The 17740-nt window shown below is 71.9% G+C and carries 17 protein-coding genes and 1 tRNA gene; 9 read left to right on the top strand and 9 right to left on the bottom strand.

Going from position 1 to position 17740, the window contains the following annotated elements; genetic code table 11:
* Positions 1–4 precede the first annotated feature (4 nt).
* Together E5083_RS23035 and E5083_RS23030 are read right to left on the bottom strand one after the other, a co-directional pair.
* The gene (locus tag E5083_RS23035; RefSeq protein WP_135787607.1) at positions 5–2533 is read right to left on the bottom strand and encodes an ABC transporter permease; all 2529 of its coding nucleotides are present in this window, start codon (positions 2531–2533) and stop codon (positions 5–7) included.
* Positions 2533–3303, bottom strand: coding sequence for an ABC transporter ATP-binding protein (locus tag E5083_RS23030; RefSeq protein ID WP_135787606.1), 771 nt, complete (start codon positions 3301–3303; stop codon positions 2533–2535). Before E5083_RS23030 ends, E5083_RS23035 begins: the two co-directional genes overlap by 1 nt.
* 389 nt (positions 3304–3692) lie before the next feature.
* Between E5083_RS23030 and E5083_RS23020 the strand changes: the two genes are divergently transcribed.
* Positions 3693–3776 (top strand) — tRNA-Leu (locus tag E5083_RS23020).
* Positions 3777–4015: 239 nt separating this feature from the next.
* Here E5083_RS23020 and E5083_RS23015 read toward each other — a convergent pair.
* Together E5083_RS23015 and E5083_RS23010 are read right to left on the bottom strand one after the other, a co-directional pair.
* Positions 4016–4276: a hypothetical protein gene (locus E5083_RS23015; protein WP_244317631.1), complete on the bottom strand. Its 261-nt coding sequence runs from the start codon at positions 4274–4276 to the stop codon at positions 4016–4018.
* Positions 4277–4448: 172 nt separating this feature from the next.
* Positions 4449–4856, bottom strand: a complete 408-nt coding sequence (locus E5083_RS23010; RefSeq protein ID WP_135787605.1) for a helix-turn-helix domain-containing protein — start codon at positions 4854–4856, stop codon at positions 4449–4451.
* A 239-nt stretch (positions 4857–5095) separates the two neighbouring features.
* Between E5083_RS23010 and E5083_RS23005 the strand changes: the two genes are divergently transcribed.
* The 5 genes from E5083_RS23005 to E5083_RS22985 all read left to right on the top strand — a co-directional run bounded on the left by E5083_RS23005 (position 5096) and on the right by E5083_RS22985 (position 9505).
* A complete protein-coding gene (locus tag E5083_RS23005) occupies positions 5096–5311 on the top strand; it encodes a hypothetical protein (protein ID WP_135787604.1) in 216 nt (71 codons plus the stop codon).
* Positions 5312–5376: 65 nt separating this feature from the next.
* A complete protein-coding gene (locus tag E5083_RS23000) occupies positions 5377–5595 on the top strand; it encodes a hypothetical protein (protein WP_030814261.1) in 219 nt (72 codons plus the stop codon).
* A gap of 125 nt (positions 5596–5720) precedes the next feature.
* Positions 5721–7661 carry a zinc metalloprotease gene (locus tag E5083_RS22995; protein ID WP_135787603.1) on the top strand — a complete coding sequence of 647 codons (1941 nt, stop codon included), beginning with the start codon at positions 5721–5723 and terminating at the stop codon, positions 7659–7661.
* 56 nt (positions 7662–7717) lie between these two features.
* Complete coding sequence (locus tag E5083_RS22990; RefSeq protein WP_135787602.1) at positions 7718–8389, top strand: hypothetical protein; 672 nt, start codon at positions 7718–7720, stop codon at positions 8387–8389.
* Positions 8390–8644: 255 nt separating this feature from the next.
* Positions 8645–9505, top strand: coding sequence for a Bax inhibitor-1/YccA family protein (locus E5083_RS22985; RefSeq protein ID WP_135787601.1), 861 nt, complete (start codon positions 8645–8647; stop codon positions 9503–9505).
* A gap of 74 nt (positions 9506–9579) precedes the next feature.
* Here E5083_RS22985 and E5083_RS22980 read toward each other — a convergent pair whose 3' ends face one another.
* Positions 9580–9810 carry a DUF4287 domain-containing protein gene (locus E5083_RS22980; protein WP_086690129.1) on the bottom strand — a complete coding sequence of 77 codons (231 nt, stop codon included), beginning with the start codon at positions 9808–9810 and terminating at the stop codon, positions 9580–9582.
* A 98-nt stretch (positions 9811–9908) separates the two neighbouring features.
* Here E5083_RS22980 and E5083_RS22975 point away from each other — a divergent pair, with 98 nt between their 5' ends.
* Complete coding sequence (locus tag E5083_RS22975) at positions 9909–10220, top strand: hypothetical protein (RefSeq protein WP_207229147.1); 312 nt, start codon at positions 9909–9911, stop codon at positions 10218–10220.
* Between the two features lie 10 nt (positions 10221–10230).
* On the opposite strand, the gene E5083_RS22970 is transcribed toward E5083_RS22975, so the two are convergent.
* From E5083_RS22970 to E5083_RS22960, 3 genes are all read right to left on the bottom strand, one after another.
* Positions 10231–11013 carry a hypothetical protein gene (locus tag E5083_RS22970; protein ID WP_135787600.1) on the bottom strand — a complete coding sequence of 261 codons (783 nt, stop codon included), beginning with the start codon at positions 11011–11013 and terminating at the stop codon, positions 10231–10233.
* A 294-nt stretch (positions 11014–11307) separates the two neighbouring features.
* Complete coding sequence (locus E5083_RS22965) at positions 11308–12528, bottom strand: acetyl-CoA C-acetyltransferase (protein WP_135787599.1); 1221 nt, start codon at positions 12526–12528, stop codon at positions 11308–11310.
* Positions 12529–12673: 145 nt separating this feature from the next.
* Positions 12674–13696 carry an SGNH/GDSL hydrolase family protein gene (locus tag E5083_RS22960; protein WP_208754129.1) on the bottom strand — a complete coding sequence of 341 codons (1023 nt, stop codon included), beginning with the start codon at positions 13694–13696 and terminating at the stop codon, positions 12674–12676.
* 161 nt (positions 13697–13857) lie between these two features.
* Here E5083_RS22960 and E5083_RS22955 point away from each other — a divergent pair, with 161 nt between their 5' ends.
* Entirely contained in the window at positions 13858–15249 is a 1392-nt protein-coding gene (locus tag E5083_RS22955; RefSeq protein WP_135787598.1) for a cystathionine beta-synthase, read from the top strand.
* Positions 15250–15552: 303 nt separating this feature from the next.
* Here the strand turns inward: E5083_RS22955 and E5083_RS22950 are convergent, their stop codons facing one another.
* Complete coding sequence (locus E5083_RS22950; RefSeq protein ID WP_135787597.1) at positions 15553–16203, bottom strand: LysE family translocator; 651 nt, start codon at positions 16201–16203, stop codon at positions 15553–15555.
* Between the two features lie 113 nt (positions 16204–16316).
* On the opposite strand from E5083_RS22950, the gene E5083_RS22945 reads away from it, so the two are divergent.
* Positions 16317–17654, top strand: coding sequence for an aminotransferase-like domain-containing protein (locus E5083_RS22945; protein WP_135787596.1), 1338 nt, complete (start codon positions 16317–16319; stop codon positions 17652–17654).
* Positions 17655–17740 lie beyond the last annotated feature (86 nt).

Genomic DNA, 17740 nt, shown 5'->3' with positions numbered 1-17740 from the left:
CGCGCTACTCGGCCTTGATCGCGCCGAGCACGTTCAGCTTGGCCGCGCGCCGGGCCGGCCACAGCGCCGCCAGCACGCCCACCAGGGCCGCCAGCAGCAGGAACAGCACCAGCCGGGACCAGGGCAGCACCAGTTCGTACGTCGCCATCTTCGTGCCCAGCAGCTCACCGGCCGCCCAGCCGAAGAACACGCCGAGCCCGATGCCCAGCACCCCGCCGAACAGCGAGATCACCAGGGACTCCAGCCGGACCATCCGCTTCACCGACCCGCGCTCCAGGCCGATCGCGCGCAGCATCCCGATCTCCTGGGAGCGCTCGAACACCGACATGGCCAGCGTGTTGATGACACCGAGCACCGCGACCACCACGGCCATGCCGAGCAGGCCGTAGACCAGGTTCAGCATCAGCGTGAAGACCTTGGCGATGCCGTCGGTGATGTCCTGCTTGTCCTGCACCTGGATGGCCGGGTTGGAGCCGAGGGCCTTGGCCAGCCGGTCCTTGGCCGCGTCCGAGGCGCCGTCCGCCGTGCGGACCAGGACCTGCATGTCGGCCGGGGCGCGCAGATGCGGGGTGAGCGTCTTGTCGTCGATCATGATCCCGCGGATCATCTCGTTGCCCTCGTACACCCCGGCGACGGTCAGCGTGGCCTGCTTGCCGTCCTCGAAGTGCGCGGTGAGCTTCGAACCGGCCTTCCAGCCGTGCTCCTCGGCCCGGTCGGCGTCCACCACGACCCGGTCGCCGGACACGTCGAACGTGCCCTGCTTCACCTTCAGGTCGGTCAGCTCGCCGATGGACGAGCCGGTGACACCGGTCAGGTACTGCGTCTCGCCGCCGATGCGCGAGGCGCCGTTGCGCAGCGGGCTGGAGGCGGAGACCCCGTCGGTGGCGGCCAGCTTGGTGGCCACGCCGGGGGAGAGCGGGGTGTGGTTGGCCATCGAGACGACGTAGTCCGCGCGGATCGAGGCCGCGGCCATCTTGTCGATCGACTTCTGCAGGCTGCCCGCCATCACCGTCATGCCGGTGATCAGGGTCAGGCCGATCATCAGCGCGGACGCGGTGGCCGCCGTACGGCGCGGGTTGCGCACCGCGTTCTGCCGGGCGAGGCGGCCCGAGACGCCGAACAGGCGCAGCAGCGGGGCGGCCGCCGCGATCAGCGGGCGGGACAGCAGCGGGGTCAGCACGAACACGCCGATGATCAGCAGCACCGCGCCGAGGCCCATCGCGCCCTGGCCCTTGTCGGTGTTCATGGTGGTGGCCGCGAACACCACGGCCGCGCCGGCCGCCGCGAACAGGGTGCCGATGGTGTTGCGCACCACCAGCGAGCGGGTGGTGGCGGTCGCGTGCACGCTGCTCATCGCCGCGACCGGCGGGATCTTCGCGGCCCGGCGGCCGGGCAGCCAGGCGGCGAGCACGGTGATGACGATGCCGACGGCGAGCGCGGCGACGACCGTGCCCGGCGTGATGACGAGCGGCCCGTCCGGCATGCTCGCGCCGAAGGAGTTCAGCAGGGCGCGCAGTCCGGCGCCGATGCCGACACCGGCGGCGAGTCCCGCGACGCCCGCGACCGTGCCGACCGCGAGCGCCTCGGTGAGCACCGAGCGGGTGACCTGGCCGCGCGAGGCGCCGACGGCGCGCAGCAGGGCGAGTTCCTTGGTGCGCTGGGCGACCAGCATGGTGAAGGTGTTGGCGATGATGAACGTGCCGACGAACAGGGCGATGCCCGCGAACACCAGCAGCGCCTGGCGCAGACCGCTCATGGAGGCGGAGATCTGCTCGGCCTGGTCGGCGGCGAGCTTCTCACCCGTGGTGGTGCTGACCTGGCCGGCCGGGAGGGCCTTGTCCAGCGCGGACTTCAGGGCGCTCTGGCTGGTGCCGGGGGCGGCGGTCACGTCGATCTCGTCGTACGTGCCCTTCTTGCCGAGCAGGGTCTGCGCGGTGGGCGTGTCGAAGAGGGTGAGGCTGCCGCCCGCGGCCACGTTGCCGTCGTCGGTGGTGAAGATGCCCGCCACGCGCGGGGTGAGGACCGGGCCGTCGACCGAGAGGCGGACGGTGTCCCCGACGCCGTAACCGGTGCGGCGGGCGGTCTCGGAGTCGATCAGCAGCTCGCCCTTGCCGTGCGGGGCGTGGCCGGAGACGAGCGTGTACCGGGGGTCCTTGGTGCCCCAGTAGTTGCCGCCCATGGACTGCCAGCCGTCGCCGACCAGCTTGCCGTGCTTGTCGGCCAGCGCGGTGAAGCCGCTGACCACACCGGTGGCGGAGGCGGCGCCGGGCACCTTCTCGGCCTTGGCGAGCAGCGCCGGGGTCAGGTCCGGGGTGGAGCCGACCCGGTCGCCACTGGCGTCCTGGTGCTTGGCCTTTACGGCCACGTCGACGCCGTCGAAGCCCTGGGCGGAGCTGTTCTCGAAGGCGCGGGAGAGGGTGTTGGTGAAGACCAGCGTCCCGGACACGAAGGCGACGCCGAGCATGACGGCGAGCACCGTCATCATCAGCCGGGCCTTGTGCGCGAGGACGTTGCGCAGCGCGGTGCGGAACATCAGCTCGTACGGCCCTTCGCGTCGAAGCGCTTCATCAGGTCGAGGACCGAGTCGGCCGTCGGGTCCTGGATCTCGTCCACGATCCGGCCGTCGGCGAGGAAGACGACGCGGTCCGCGTAGGCGGCGGCGACCGGGTCGTGGGTCACCATGACCACCGTCTGGCCCAGTTCGCGCACCGAGTTGCGCAGGAAGCCCAGCACCTCGGCGCCGGAGCGGGAGTCGAGGTTTCCGGTCGGCTCGTCACCGAAGATGATGTCCGGCTTGGAGGCCAGGGCGCGGGCCACGGCGACGCGCTGCTGCTGGCCGCCGGAGAGCTGGGAGGGGCGGTGCGTGAGGCGTCCGGACAGGCCCACCATCTGGATGACCCGGTCCAGCCACTCCTTGTCGGGCTTGCGGCCCGCGATGTCCATCGGCAGCGTGATGTTCTCCAGCGCGGTCAGGGTGGGGAGCAGGTTGAACGCCTGGAAGATGAAGCCGATCTTGTCCCGGCGCAGCCGCGTGAGCTGCTTGTCCTTCAGCGAGCCCAGTTCGGTCTCGCCGATGCGCACCGAGCCGGAGGAGAAGGAGTCCAGTCCGGCCACGCAGTGCATCAGGGTGGACTTGCCGGAGCCGGAGGGGCCCATGATCGCGGTGAACTCGGCCTGCCGGAAGTCGACGGAGACCCGGTCCAGGGCGACCACTCGGGTCTCACCCTGCCCGTAGATCTTCGACAGCTCCGCGGCGCGCGCGGCCACGGCGGTGGTCCTGCCGGTGGTGGGTGTGGTGGTCACGGGGTGGTGCTCCTGTCGGACGGGTCTCGGGGGTCTGTTCCCATGGTCCCCGCTCCCGGTGGCCATTCGGTCAGCCGCTGTTCCCGTTCCCTACCGCGACCTCGGTCGGACGGCGCCGCTCCGTGTCATACCTGGGGAGGACGGCCGACCCTGAGGGGGCGTACCACCAGGAACAGGGGGACCGCCCTTGTTCGGTAGGTGAAATTCCGTCATTCCGCGTACGGGTGCGGGGGTGTCCCGGCAGGCTGTTGGCAAGTGCGGATGGCTCGTTCCGTGGTCTGATGCACCCTCAGACATCAATAAAATAAGACAACGTCGGTCCGTTCTTTCCGCTGTCCGAGTGAGCCCTCCCGATAGGCTCTGGATCTCGAATGCGGAGCCCACGGCCTGCCCGGATGGTGGAATGCAGACACGGCGAGCTTAAACCTCGCTGCCCCTTCGCGGGCGTGCCGGTTCGAGTCCGGCTCCGGGCACATTCCCTTGCAGGGGGCTTGGCCGAAGAAGGCCGGCGCACGCACCGCTCGAACACCTTCCGCACCGCCCGTCCCGTGGGGCAGGCCCGCCTCGGCCGCATCGCCTGCGCTCGGTCTCTGGTGTCCCTTGCTGCCGGACGCCTGCGGGCAGGCCGGCGGTAATGCGGAGGCGGTGCGGGGCCGACGGCGTCGTGTCGCCTCCGCGCGCGATTCCCCTGTGCCGGCCGGCGGAGCCACGCTCAGCCCTCGTAGACCGTCAGTACCGCGCCGTCGACCTCGATGCTGCGGCCCGCTCGCATGCCGTTCGTGCGGAGGGTGGTCAGGCAGGTGCGGAAGAGGGTCAGTTCGGGGGTGTCCAGGATGGCCGCGGCGAGGTCGAGGAGTTCGTGGACCGCCTGGTCGGTGAGGACCTCGGGGAGTTCGCCGGACAGGAGGACGACGGACTCGCCGTCCGGGCCCCGGACCACCGCGGTGGCCGGGCCGCCATGCACCAACAACACGTTCCCCCCAAGGGCCCGTGGTCGTGCGGCTCTCGCTCCTCGGGCAGGACGAGAGACTAGCGGGGGATCTCGGCCCGTTCGGGTGGACTTGCTTTCTTTTTCCGGGTTGACGGAAGCGCGGCCGGGTGAGGGCGCCGCCCGGACACTCCGCGACGCGCCCCGGTGAGCCGGCTCAGTCCCGCTGCTCCGGCTTCGCCGCGCGGCCGAGCAGGGACTCCACCAGCGCGGTGACGTGTCTGCGGTCGTCGGACGACAGCCGCTGCACGCTGGCGATCAGCAGATCCACCTCGGGGTCACCGGAGCGGGGCGCGGCCGGTGCGGAGTCCTCACCGGCCGGACTGCCGTACACATGGATGCCGCACGCCTCGGCGGCCGCCCGGCGGACGGTGTCCAGCGGGAGTTCGAGCCCCTTGGCCAGGCCCTCCAGCGTGCCGGCCTGGGGCATGCGCACCACGCGCTCGGTGGTGGCCAGATGGTGGACGGTGGAGCGGGGGACGCCGCCGCGACGTGCCACTTCGCCGTAGGACCAGCCCTCGCGGTCCAGGCGCTCGCGGATCAACTGCTGCAGTGCGTTGGCCACCGTTGGTCACTTCCTGCTCGTCCTGCTCGCCGCTCGGCCGCACGTCCCTGTCGGGAGGGAGTCTACGGGCGAGTAGCCGACCCGCCGAAAGAGTGATGACCCAAAAGGGTTGCGGGCAGCCGCCGCGAGGGCCTAGTGTCCAATCTCGTTGGACAGCTCGTCCGACTAAGTTGGACAGAGTCCGGGGGGAACCTGACTCGGTCCGACCGGAAATGCCCATTTCCCGAGGGGGAATCACCATGATGGACGCCCACGAGCTCGAGGCCGAGTCCGCCGAACTGCTGCCCGGCCGCGAGGCCCTCGGCAAGCTGAAGTTCAGCTTCGGCAAGACGGTGAACGTCACCAAGCACGTCGCCAACATCGAGGCGGCCAACCAGTCGGCCGCGCTCAACGACCACTCGGCGTGGTCCGTCGCCGGCTCCGGCGCCTCGCAGGCAATCAGCGTCACCCAGTAGTCCGGACCGTCGGGAAACCGCCGGCAAGCACAGCACGCCAAGCACGGTAAGAGGGGAACACCATCATGAGCATGGACATGCGCGACCTGGACGCCGAGTCCGCCGAGCTGCTGCCGGGCCGCGAGGCCCTGGGCAAGCTGAAGTTCAGCTTCAACAAGACGGTCAACGTCACCAAGCACGTGGCCAACATCGAAGCCGCCAACCAGTCCGCCGCGCTCAACGACCACTCGCTGTGGTCGGACGCCCAGTCGCAGGCCGGGCAGACGATCAGCGTCAAGCAGTAGCACCACCGCCGCGACGGCGGTCACGGGGGCGGACCGCGCCCGAGTGCGGGGCGGTCCGCCCCCGCGGCCATGCCGGGGGAAGCGCGGCGGCATCGATGTGGCGTCAAGGTGGGGGGAGACCACGGATGACGGTGCTGGGGAACGGCACGACCACGCTGTACGACACCGGACCGCTGCCCGGACCCGGTGGCTGGCCGGTGACGTACGAGCAGGTGGCGACCGGCAGCCTGCCGGTCGCCGGGGTGCCGGTCCGGCCCGTTCCGCGGCTGAGCGCGGGGCTGCGGCTGCACGGTGAGTACCAGGGCTCGGGCTTCACCGAGCCCAAGTACATCGCCCGTCGGGGGGACGGGCAGGTCGTGCAGCTCTCACGCCTGCTGTACCTGGTGGCGTCGTCCGTCGACGGGGTCCGCGACGACGACACGATCGCCCACCGGGTCAGCGCCCGCTTCGGCCGCGAGGTCAGCGGGGAGAACATCCGCTACCTCGTGGAGAACAAGCTCGACCCGCTGGGCGTGACGGTCCCGGAGGGTCAGGAGAGCGACGAGGTCGACGCCCCGCGCTCCGACCTGCTGCTCGCCCTCAAGGGCCACCGGGTCATCTTCGACGAGCGGCGCACCGCCCGGATCGCCAAGTCGTTCGCCTGGCTGCACCGACCGGCGGTGGTCGCGGCGGTGCTGCTGGCGGCCGTCGTCCTGGACGTCTGGCTGTTCGGCTTCTTCGGCGCGATCGAGCCGGTGCTGGAGGTGCTGGACCAGCCGGTGCTCATCCTGCTGGTCTTCGTGCTCACCGTGGCCTCGCTCGTCTTCCACGAGTTCGGCCACGCCTCCGCGTGCCGGTACGGCGGAGCGAGACCCGGCTGCATCGGCTGCGGGCTCTTCCTCATCTGGCCGTCGATGTACACCGACGTCACCGACGTCTACCGGATCGGCAAGGCCGGGCGCATCCGCACCGACTTCGGCGGGGTGTACTTCAACGTCGTCTTCATGCTGGCCATGGCCGGCGCCTACTTCGCCACCGGGGAGCAGTTCTTCCTGGCCGCGGTCTACCTCGGCCACTTCGAGATCCTGGAACAGCTCATGCCCGCCGTCCGCCTGGACGGCTACTACATCCTGGGCGACCTCGCGGGCGTCCCGGACCTGTACGGCAAGATCAAGCCGATCCTGCTCTCCCTGGTGCCGGGGAAGCGGGGGCAGTCGGCCCGCCAGGAGGTCGCGGGGCTGAAGAAGTCCGCGCGCACCATCGTCGCCACCTGGGTGCTGACCATGGTGCCGCTGATCATCGGCGAGCTGGGCTACGGGCTGTGGAACCTGCCCCGGATCATCAGCACGATGATCCGCTCGCTCACCGAGCAGGTCACCGGCACGGGGTCGGCGTTCGCGTCGGGGGACGTGCTGTCCGGCCTGGTCGGGGTGCTCGGCACGCTGATGCTGCTGTTCCCGATGGCCGGTGTCCTCTATCTCTCGGTGAAGATCGGCGGCCGGCTGTTCCGGCTGGCCAAGCGCTCCACGGCCGGCCGGCCGACGCTGCGTGTCGCGCTGTGCGGGGTGCTGCTCGCCGGGCTCGGCGGGCTCGCGTACGCCTGGTCGTCCGGGGTGACCCCGCAGCCGTTGCCGAAGAAGCCGCCCATCGCGCCGATCCTCCAGCCGGGGGTGCCCACCACACCACCGCCGTCCCCGGACGCCTCGACACCGGGCGCCGGTCCGGAGGGCACCTCCGGCGGGCCGGGCGCCGCCTCCGGTGAGCCCTCGGTCTCGCCGGGAGCACCGGCCGAGGGCAAGCCGGGGGACCCGAGCGCCGGGGCCTCGGCGGATGCCTCCGCCTCCGCGCCGCAGCCGTCGGCCGCCGCGTCGACGGCACCGGACAAGCCGACGCGCGGTGAGGACGGGCCCCGGCAGAGCGAGAGCAGCAGCGGCCCGGCCACGGGGGGCGATCCGCCCCCGCAGCAGTCGCCGCCCCCGGTCACGGAGACGTCGTCGGTCCCGTCGGAGAGCGCGGCCCCGACGCCGACCCCCGAGCCCTCGACGCCGCCGACCACCGATTCACCGGCCCCGGTGTCCACGTCCTGATCCCCGTCGCGGCCCCTCATCAGCACGTCCTTCATTCATTCCTCGGGAGAGAACCCATGAGCAGCCACCGGAAACCACGCAGCAGTCCGTTCAACGGGCGGGCCGTCCGTACCGTCCTTCTCGCCGCCGGTGCGGCGGGCGTGGCCACCGCCGTCCCGGCGCACGCCGCGACCGGGCCCGCGCGGTCGGCCGCCGTGGTGTCGGACAGCGTGTTCACGAACGCCAACCGGCTCCACCACACCCAGGCCCGCGACTCCTTCACCATCCGCCAGTTCGGCAAGGTCGACGCGACCTCCGTACGCAACCAGGCGCGCGCCGTCTCCATGGGCTGCTCGGTGGACGACCACTGCCGCTCGGTCGCGCTGTCCTTCCAGATCGTCACGGTCGCCGGGGACGCGCACCACCTGAAGGCGGTCAACGTCAGCGACGCGGCCAACAAGTACTGCGACGGCTGCCAGACGCTGGCCGGCGCCTACCAGTTCGTCGTCTCGACGCCGCACCGGCTCACCCTGGACGCCGGGGCCCGGCGCCGGCTTGCCGACATCCACCGCAGGCTGGACGCGCTGACCCGGTCCACGCTGCCCGCCACCGAGCTGCAGCAGCGGGTGGACGCCCTCGCGGGCGAGGTGAACGGCGTCCTCCAGGCGGCCGTGGCCAAGGCGCCCAAGGGCACCGAGCGGCCGGACGTCACCCTGCACCGCCGACTGGACGGCTGGCCGGGCCACTGACCCCGGTCCGACCGTCCCTCCCGGCCGGCCGCCGGTTCCCGCGAGCGCCTCCCGCGGGGGACCGGCGGCCGGCCTCTTCCGCGCGGGCCTGCACGGGCCTGCGCATATAAAAGGGCCGGTCCGGGAACATGGCTTCCGCGTGGTGCGTTGGTCAAGCACGGCGAAGGAAAGATCCTCCTTGAGGAGCACTGACGGTCCTTTGCCAATCCATTACTCTTGAGCCAAGGCTGCGCACGGCAGCCATGGAGGAGTGAAATGAGGAGCAGCAACCCGGTCTTCTCGCGCCGAGGGTTCGGCCGCGACAACGGCTACGCAGGCTTCGACACCGCACCGCAGGCCGGGTACGCGCAGGGCAACCCGTACGGCCAGAACCCGTATGCGCAGAACCCGTACGCGCAGACCACCGTCGGCCAGGGTGCGCCGCCGCAGGCGCCGCCCGCGGCCGGCCGGATGACGATGGACGACGTGATCGTCCGCTCGGCGACCACGCTGGGTGTCGTCGTCCTCGGCGCGGTGCTCGCGTGGGCCCTGCTGCCGGTCTCCACGACCAGCTTCGGCCTGGCCTTCGGGTCCGCGATCGTCGCCATGGTCCTGGGCCTGGTGCAGAGCTTCAAGCGCAAGCCGTCGCCCGCGCTGATCCTGGGTTACGCGGCCTTCGAGGGCGTCTTCCTCGGGGTCATCAGCGAGATGTACAACAGCCGCTGGAGCGGCGCGCCCTTCCAGGCGGTGCTCGGCACCATGGCGGTCTCCGCCGCCACCCTGCTGGTCTACAAGGCCGGCTGGATTCGCGTCACCGCGCGGTACGCCCGGATCGGCATGGCCATCGCCATCGCGTTCGTGCTGGCCATGGTGGTCAACCTGCTGCTGGTCGCGTTCGGGGTCGCCCCGGACGGCGGTCTGCGCGGCATGGGCCCGCTGGGCGCGATCGTCGGCGTCATCGCCATCCTGCTCGGCGCGTTCTTCCTGACGCTGGACTTCAAGCAGATCGAGGACGGCATCGCCTACGGCGCCCCGCGCGAGGAGTCCTGGCTCGCCGCCTTCGGACTCACCGTGTCCCTGGTCTGGATCTACCTGGAGATGCTGCGCCTGGTCGCCATCTTCAGCAACAACGACTAGCGCTTTCGACGCGACGGAGGGCCCCCGGTGCAGACGCGCCGGGGGCCCTCCGTCATGTGCGGGGGGCGGGGCGGTCAGCCCAGCTTCCGCGCGGCCCTCCTCAGGTCGTACTCGTGGATGATCGCCTTGGCGTGGCCGTACGCGAGGTTGTGCTCGTGCCGGAGCCAGTTGACCTTGTCCTCGAAGCGGAAGAGGGACGGCCCCTCGTCGACGGTGCGCAGCCAGTCGGTGACTTCACGGCCGGTGCAGTGCGGGATGCGGGCGAGCAGGTTGCGGTGGGTCTCCTCGGAGAAGACTTGGGACATCGGCGCCTCCGGACACAAGGGAAATTAAGGCCGGTCCTTCAGGTCACCGTGCCCGAGCACGGGCCGCTTGGCAACAGTGCCCGCGTTACGCTCGGCCCGTGCTGGATACGACGCCCCTGACCAAAGCAGTGGAACTCTTCGCCGACCGGCTGCGGGCCGCCCCGCAGAGCCGGCTGCAGCGCGGCGCGGCCGCCGAGGCGCTGGCGGTGGCGCGGGAGCTGGCCCGGCGGGCGCAGGAGCTGGAGGAGCCGGGCAGCGAGCCGCGGGAGATGCCGGACGCCGGGATGTTCGCGGCGGCCGACCAGATCACGGTGGCCGGGCACGACCTGGCGGTCGCGCTGCAGGGCGAGGACCAGCTCGCGGAGGCCGTCGAGCTGGTCGAGGAGGCCCGCAAGCGGGCCGGGGTCTGAGGGGCGGGCCCTACAGCGAGGCGATGACCCGGTCGGCGAGGACGTACACCGTCTCCTCGCCGCAGGCGAAGGTCAGGGTGAAGGCGCCGGAGATGCCCGAGCCGCCCAGCAGACAGGGGGCCTCGCCCTCCTGGAGCGCGGCGGCCAGCCGTTCGGCGGTCTCGCGGTGGCCCGGCGTCATGCACAGCGTGGTGCCGTCGGCGAAGACATAGACGTCCAGCGTGCCCAGCGGGCCGGGGCGGACGTCGGCGAGGGCGGTGCCCTCCACGGAGAGCCGCTCCAGGATGGTGACGGCGCGGTCCTCCTCGTCGCCCACCGGCGACTGCACGGGGACGAAGTCCGGGTGCGAGGGGTGGCGGCGGCGGGCCGCGGCCAGCTCGGGGGAGTCGCCGGCGAACTCGTCCGGCTCGACCACCGGCTCCGAGACGGGCTCCAGGCCCGCGAAGTCGGACGCGCGGGGCAGGAACGTATCGGCGTCCAGGCCGTACAGCGGGGGCGGCGCGTCGGAGAGGTCGCGGACCTCCTGCGCGGCCCAGAAGGCGCGGGCCTCGGCCAGCTCGCGCTCCCGCTCCTCGGCGAGCGCGGCGGCCACGGCCTCGCGTATCTCCTCCGCGTCGGCGGTGGTGCGGGCCGCGGGCAGCAGCGCGCGGATCTCGGCCGCCTGGTTCGCGGCGAGCTGCGTGTGCAGCTCGGCGATCTGGCGGCGCAGCCGCAGCACGGTGCACAGGACGGCGACGCCCACGGCGCCCGTGGCGGCCGTGGTGAGCAGCAGGGCGATGGACATGGCGCTCACTGACGTACTCCCAGGTTCAAAGTCGACCCCCGACTTCCTACCTCAGCTTGATGGGTGGACTGACCGCCTGTCAGTGCGTAACGTCACGAAACGGACAGGGTTTTGGTCCCGGCGGCCTCGGGTGTCACTCGGGTCACGGCACTGACCTGCGCCGTTCCCCCAGTGAGCGAGATAGGTCACACCCTGGGGGAGATTGGATCACAAAACGGCCCAGAACCAGGGGGCTTTACCTGGTTCTGGGCCGTTCTCGACCGACCGTGCGGAGATGGTCACCGAGGGTCGATCAAAAGGGGTTTAGCTGAGCCGCTCGATGACCATGGCCATGCCCTGGCCGCCGCCGACGCACATGGTCTCCAGACCGAACTGCTTGTCGTGGAACTGCAGGGAATTGATCAGCGTGCCGGTGATGCGCGCGCCGGTCATGCCGAAGGGGTGGCCGACCGCGATGGCACCGCCGTTGACGTTCAGCTTGTCCAGGTCGATGCCCAGCTCCTGGTAGGAGGGGATCACCTGGGCGGCGAACGCCTCGTTGATCTCGACCAGGTCGATGTCGCCGACGCTCAGCCCGGCGCGGCTCAGCGCCTGCTTGCTCGCCTCGACCGGGCCGAGGCCCATGATCTCGGGGGAGAGGCCGGAGACACCGGTGGAGACGATGCGGGCGAGCGGGGTCAGGCCCAGCTCGCGGGCCTTGGTGTCGCTCATGATGACCAGGGCCGCGGCGCCGTCGTTCAGCGGGCAGCAGTTGGCCGCGGTGACCAGGCCGTCGGGGCGGAACACCGGCTTCAGGCCCTCGACGCCCTCCAGGCTGACGCCCGCGCGCGGGCCGTCGTCCTTGCCGACCACGGTGCCGTCGGGCAGCGTGACCGGGGTGATCTCGCGCTCCCAGAAGCCGTTCTTGATGGCTTCCTCGGCGAGGTTCTGCGAGCGGACGCCGAACTCGTCCATCTCCCGGCGGGTGATGCCCTTGAGCCGGGCGAGGTTCTCGGCGGTCTGGCCCATGGCGATGTACGCGTCCGGGACCAGGCCGTCCTCGCGCGGGTCGTGCCAGGTGGTGCCCTCCTGCTCGGCGACGGCCGCGGTGCGGGCCTCGGCCTCGGCGAAGAACGGGTTGCGCGTGTCCGGCAGGCTGTCGGAGTTGCCCTTGGCGAAGCGGGAGACCATCTCCACACCGGCGGAGATGAAGACGTCGCCCTCGCCCGCCTTGATGGCGTGCAGCGCCATCCGGGAGGTCTGCAGCGAGGAGGAGCAGTAACGGGTGATCGTGCAGCCCGGCAGGTGGTCCATGCCCATCTGCACGGCCACGATCCGGCCGAGGTTGTTGCCCTGCTCGCCGCCGGGCAGGCCGCAGCCGAGCATCAGGTCGTCGATGTCCCTGGGGTCCAGCTCGGGGACCTTGGCGAGCGCCGCCTGGATGATCGTGGCGGTGAGGTCGTCCGGGCGCAGGTCCTTCAGGGAGCCCTTGAAGGCGCGGCCGATGGGCGAGCGGGCGGTCGACACGATGACGGCTTCGGGCATCACGGCTCCAGAGGCTTGCGGGAATTCGGGCAGGGCCGAGTCGGAAGTTACCCGTACGTATGGTCCGGGTCACCGGTGCGGCGGTGTGACACTGGCCGCAATTGTCTAAGCGCTTGCTTGGCCAGTGTCACACCGCCCCGCGGCTTCAGCCAGAGGGCGTGACCGGTTCCGTCTCCCGCACCCGGCGGCGCCGGCGCCGCTTGAGCAGCGCCCACGGGCCGCGCGGCCCGGTCGGCATCGCCGCCGCGACCTCCGTACCCGCCTCCGACGCGGCCTCGGCGGCCGCGCGGGCCACGGGCAGGAAGCCCTCCCGGCGCGAGGCGTCCGGCTGCTCCTCCTCGGCCGGCCACAGGCCGAGCGCCGCGCAGAGGGTGGGCAGCACCGCCATCGCCGCCGTCGCGTACCCCTCGGCCGAGGGGTGGTAGTGGTCCGGGCCGAACAGCTCGCGGGGGTTGGCCGCGAACTCCGGGCCCAGCAGGTCGCCCAGCGACACCGTCCGGCCGCCCTGCTCCACCGCCCCGATGGTCTGCGCCGCCGCGAGCTGCCGTGAGGCGCGCCGGGCCAGCCAGCGCAGCGGCTGCCGCACCGGCTCGATGGTGCCGAGGTCGGGACAGGTGCCGACCACCACCTCGGCACCGGCCGAGCGCAGCCGCCGTACCGTCGCCGACAGGTGGCGCACCGAGCGGGTGGGCGGGATGCGGCGGGTGACGTCGTTGGCGCCGATCATGATCACGCAGATGTCGGGCGCGGTGATCGGGGCGGCCAGCACCAGCGCCACCTGTCGTTCCAGGTCGTCCGAGGTGGCGCCCGGCAGGGCGACGTTGCGCAGCGAGACCGGCCGCTCCGCCACCGCCGCCAGCCCGGCGGCCAGCAGCGCGCCCGGTGTCTGGCCCGCCCGGTGCACGCCCTGCCCGGCGGCCGTGGAGTCGCCCAGCATCGCCAGCCGCAGCGGGGGCTCGCCGAAGCGCCCGTACCCCGCGCCGTACACACCGTCCGCCAGGGGGACCCGGCCGCTGGCGCCGCCGTTGTTCACATGGCGCCGCGCCATCCGCATCTCCGTCAGCAGCAGTCCGACGGCGGCCGCGCCCACCAGTCCGACCCCGCCGCCGCCGTACGCCGCCCCGGCCGCGATGCGCCGGGCCACTCTCGCCCTCGACATGCTCGTCATGCGTCGCCGCCACCTCCTCGTAGCCGTACCCACTCCTTGCCCCGTACGGCATGTGCGCCAATCTCCACACGGAGTGAAGGCCCGTCCGCATCTCCTCCCGCTGGCCGTAGGCTGGCACAACCACGACGACCACAGTTTTTTGCAAGCAACCGGAGACAACGGTGCATTTCCACGACTCGATGATCAGCCTCGTCGGCAACACCCCGCTGGTGAGGCTCAACAACGTGACCGAGGGCATCCAGGCCACCGTCCTGGCCAAGGTGGAGTACTTCAACCCCGGCGGTTCCGTGAAGGACCGCATCGCCCTGCGCATGATCGAGGCGGCGGAGGCGAGCGGGGAGCTGAAGCCCGGGGGCACGATCGTCGAGCCGACCAGCGGCAACACCGGTGTCGGGCTCGCCATCGTGGCGCAGCAGAAGGGGTACAAGTGCATCTTCGTGTGCCCCGACAAGGTCAGCATGGACAAGATCAACGTGCTGCGCGCGTACGGCGCCGAGGTCGTGGTCTGCCCGACCGCCGTGGACCCCGAGCACCCGGACTCGTACTACAACGTGTCCGACCGGCTGGTCCGTGAGACGCCGGGCGCGTGGAAGCCCGACCAGTACTCCAACCCGAACAACCCGCTCTCGCACTATCACTCGACCGGCCCCGAGCTGTGGGAGCAGACGGACGGGAAGATCACCCACTTCGTGGCGGGCGTCGGCACCGGCGGCACCATCTCCGGCACCGGCAACTACCTCAAGGACGCCAGCGGCGGCAAGGTCAAGGTCATCGGCGCCGACCCGGAGGGCTCCGTCTACTCCGGCGGCTCGGGCCGCCCGTACCTGATCGAGGGCGTCGGCGAGGACTTCTGGCCGTCCGCCTACGACCGGAACGTGGCCGACGGGATCGTGCCGGTCTCCGACAAGGACGCCTTCCAGATGACCCGCCGCCTCGCCAAGGAGGAGGGCCTGCTGGTCGGCGGCTCCTGCGGCATGGCGGTCGTTGCCGCGCTGCGCGTCGCCGAGGACCTCGGCCCGGACGACGTGGTCGTCGTGCTGCTCCCGGACAGCGGCCGCGGCTACCTGTCGAAGATCTTCAACGACGAGTGGATGGCCGACTACGGCTTCCTGGAGGACGAGGGCCCCAGCGCCCGCGTCGCCGACGTGCTCAAGGACAAGGCCGGCGGTGTCATCCCGTCCCTGGTCCACATGCACCCGGAGGAAACGGTCGGCCAGGCCATCGAGGTGCTGCGCGAGTACGGCGTCTCGCAGATGCCGGTCGTGAAGCCGGGCGCCGGTCACCCGGACGTGATGGCCGCCGAGGTCGTCGGCTCGGTCGTGGAGCGCGAGCTGCTGGACGCGCTGTTCTCCCAGCGGGCCTCGCTCGGCGACCCCCTGGAGAAGCACATGTCGGCCCCGCTGCCGCAGGTCGGCTCCGGCGAGCCGGTGGGCGACCTGATGTCCGTACTCGGCGCGGCCGACGCGGCGATCGTCCTGGTCGAGGGCAAGCCGACCGGCGTGGTCAGCCGCCAGGACCTGCTGTCCTTCCTCGCCAAGGGCGCCCATCACTGACCGCCTTTGACCGGGCCGTGGCCCAAGCGGCACGAGCGTGTCACGTGCGCGCAGCACGTGCTTAACACGGGCCCGGCACAGTAGTGGGCGTCGGCAAGGGCGGGAGCGGCTCCCCGCCCGTGCCGGCGCCGAACGGCGCCCAGGAACCTCCGGAGCGGCTCCCGGACCTCCCACGGCGCCTCGGACGCGCACGGGCCTGACCCGACCCGCGTCCTTCGCGGGGACCGCCGTCGTCCCGCCCCCCTTCACCGGGGGTGCGGCGGTCCCCGCGAATGTTCTTCTACGGGGCTTTCTTGCGGGATCTCAGCTCGTCGCGCTCGGACCCGACGTGTCCACCGCCAAGGTGATGGCCAGTGCTCCCAGGACCGTGCCCATCGCGTACCGCTGGAACTTCAGCCAGGACGGGCGGCGGGACAGGAACGTGGCGATGGTGCCGGCGGCGAGGACGATGGCGAGGTTCACCGTCACGCTCACCGCGATCTGGCAGGCGCCCAGGAGGAGGCCCTGGGTGAGGACATGGCCCCGGTCCAGGTCGACGAACTGGGGGATCAGGGACACGTACATGATGGCGATCTTCGGGTTGAGGAGGTTCGTCATCAGGCCCATCGTGAAGAGGCGGCGCGGGGAGTCCGGGGGCACCTCGCGCGGGGTGAACACCGAGACCCCGCCCGGCCGCAGCGCCGACCAGGCCAGATACGCGAGGTATCCCGCGCCGGCCAGCTTCACCGCGACGTACAGCTCCGGTACCGCGAGGAAGAGCACCGAGAGGCCGAGGTTGGCCGCCAGGAGGTAGGCGACGAAGCCGAGGGCGACCCCGCCGAGGGAGATGAGCCCGGCGCGTCTGCCCTGGGTGATGCTGCGGGAGACCAGGTAGATCATGTTCGGGCCCGGTGTGAGGACCATCCCGAGGGCCACCACCGTCACCCCCAGGGCAGCGCTGGGCTCGATGAGCATGGGAAGTCCCCCCGTTGGGTGCGTGAGCGGTATTGCCTTGAGGCTATGGGCCCTCAAATCTCGGTGCAATAGCCACTATTGTTCTCAGGGCAATGTCGTGGGAGGGGGCCCGAGTGAGCGACTACCGGAGCGTGGCCGACGCGGTGGCCGAGGAGATCCGCAGCGGCGCCCTCCGCCCCGGCGACCGGCTGCCCCCGCAGCGGACGTTCGCCCGGCGGCATGGCATCGCCGACTCCACCGCCACCCGCGTCTACCGCGAACTCGCCCGCCGCGGCCTCACCGTCGGCGAGGTCGGCCGGGGCACCTACGTCCGCGCCGGAGCCGAGGCCGCCGCCCCCGCCCTCACCGAACCGGCCGCCGCCCGCGTCGACTTGGAGCTGAACCACTCCAACCTGCCCGGCCACCCGGCCCTGTTGGCCGAGGGCCTCGCCCCGCTCACCCGCCCCGACATCCTCGGCGACGCCCTCCGCCCGGTCGGCGCCGCCGGCACCCCCGCCGCCCGAGAAGCCGCCGCCGACCTGCTCGCCCGAGGCGGCTGGCGCCCCGACCCCGGCCTAGTCCTGTTCGCCGGGAACGGCCGCCAGGCCGTCTCCGCCGCCGTCGCCGCCCTGGTCCCGCCCGGCGGCCGGCTCGGGGTGGAGGAGCTGACGTACCCCGTCATCCGTACCGTCGCCGCCCGCCTCGGCGTCACCCTCGTACCGCTCGCCATGGACGAGGAGGGGCTCGTCCCCGGTGCCGTCGAGCAGGCGCACCGGCGCGCCCCGCTGCACGCCGTCTACACGCAGCCGACGCTGCACAACCCGCTCTCGCTCACCGCACCGCCCGCCCGGCTGGCCGCGCTCGCCGAGGTGCTGACCCGGCTGGACCTGCCCGTGGTGGAGGACGCGGTCTGGGGGTTCCTGCGCGGTGAACTCCCGCCCTTCGCCGCCCTGTTGCCCGAGCGGACCGTGCTGGTCGACAGCCTCTCCAAGCGCGTCGCCCCCGGCCTCACCCTCGGCTTCCTCGTCGCACCCCCGACCCGCACCGACGCCCTGGCCACCGCACTGCGCTCGGGCGGCTGGACCCCGATGCGCTTCACCCTGGAGGTCATGCGCCGCTGGCAACGCGACGGCACCGCCGACCGGCTCGTGGCCGACAAGCGCCGGGACGCGGCCGAACGGCAGGCACTCGCGGCCCAGCGGCTCGACGGCTTCGACGTGCACGGCGACCCCCGCGCCTACCACTGCTGGTGGCGGCTGCCCGAGGGCTGGCGCGCGGACACCTTCGTCGCCGCCGCCGCGCGGCACGGCATCGCCGTCGCCCCGGCCGCCGCCTTCGCCGTCCGCCGCGACAGCGCCCCGCACGCGGTCCGGCTCGCCCTCGCCTCCCCGACCGCCGACGTGCTCAGGGCCGCCCTGGACGCGCTGGCCGGGATCGCCCGGTCCGCGCCGGAGGATCTGCTGGCCGACTGACGGGCCGCCCGCCGCGCTGTATAAAGGTATGCAAGGGGTGCTGTGGCTGAATAGGCGACGCTGCCCCACCCCGCCCCGGCGCTGTA

The sequence above is a fragment of the Streptomyces bauhiniae genome (assembly GCF_004784475.1).
Classification (GTDB): domain Bacteria; phylum Actinomycetota; class Actinomycetes; order Streptomycetales; family Streptomycetaceae; genus Streptomyces; species Streptomyces seoulensis.
This window is presented reverse-complemented; position numbering and strand designations above follow the sequence as displayed.

Coding starts and splice junctions, on each gene's coding strand:
- E5083_RS22985 (WP_135787601.1), top strand. CDS start 8,645: ATGAGGAGCAGCAACCCGGTCTTCTCGCGCCGAGGGTTCGGCCGCGAC.
- E5083_RS23005 (WP_135787604.1), top strand. CDS start 5,096: ATGATGGACGCCCACGAGCTCGAGGCCGAGTCCGCCGAACTGCTGCCC.
- E5083_RS22990 (WP_135787602.1), top strand. CDS start 7,718: ATGAGCAGCCACCGGAAACCACGCAGCAGTCCGTTCAACGGGCGGGCC.
- E5083_RS22995 (WP_135787603.1), top strand. CDS start 5,721: ATGACGGTGCTGGGGAACGGCACGACCACGCTGTACGACACCGGACCG.
- E5083_RS22960 (WP_208754129.1), bottom strand. CDS start 13,696: ATGACGAGCATGTCGAGGGCGAGAGTGGCCCGGCGCATCGCGGCCGGG.
- E5083_RS22950 (WP_135787597.1), bottom strand. CDS start 16,203: ATGCTCATCGAGCCCAGCGCTGCCCTGGGGGTGACGGTGGTGGCCCTC.
- E5083_RS22980 (WP_086690129.1), bottom strand. CDS start 9,810: ATGTCCCAAGTCTTCTCCGAGGAGACCCACCGCAACCTGCTCGCCCGC.
- E5083_RS23035 (WP_135787607.1), bottom strand. CDS start 2,533: ATGTTCCGCACCGCGCTGCGCAACGTCCTCGCGCACAAGGCCCGGCTG.
- E5083_RS22965 (WP_135787599.1), bottom strand. CDS start 12,528: ATGCCCGAAGCCGTCATCGTGTCGACCGCCCGCTCGCCCATCGGCCGC.
- E5083_RS23000 (WP_030814261.1), top strand. CDS start 5,377: ATGAGCATGGACATGCGCGACCTGGACGCCGAGTCCGCCGAGCTGCTG.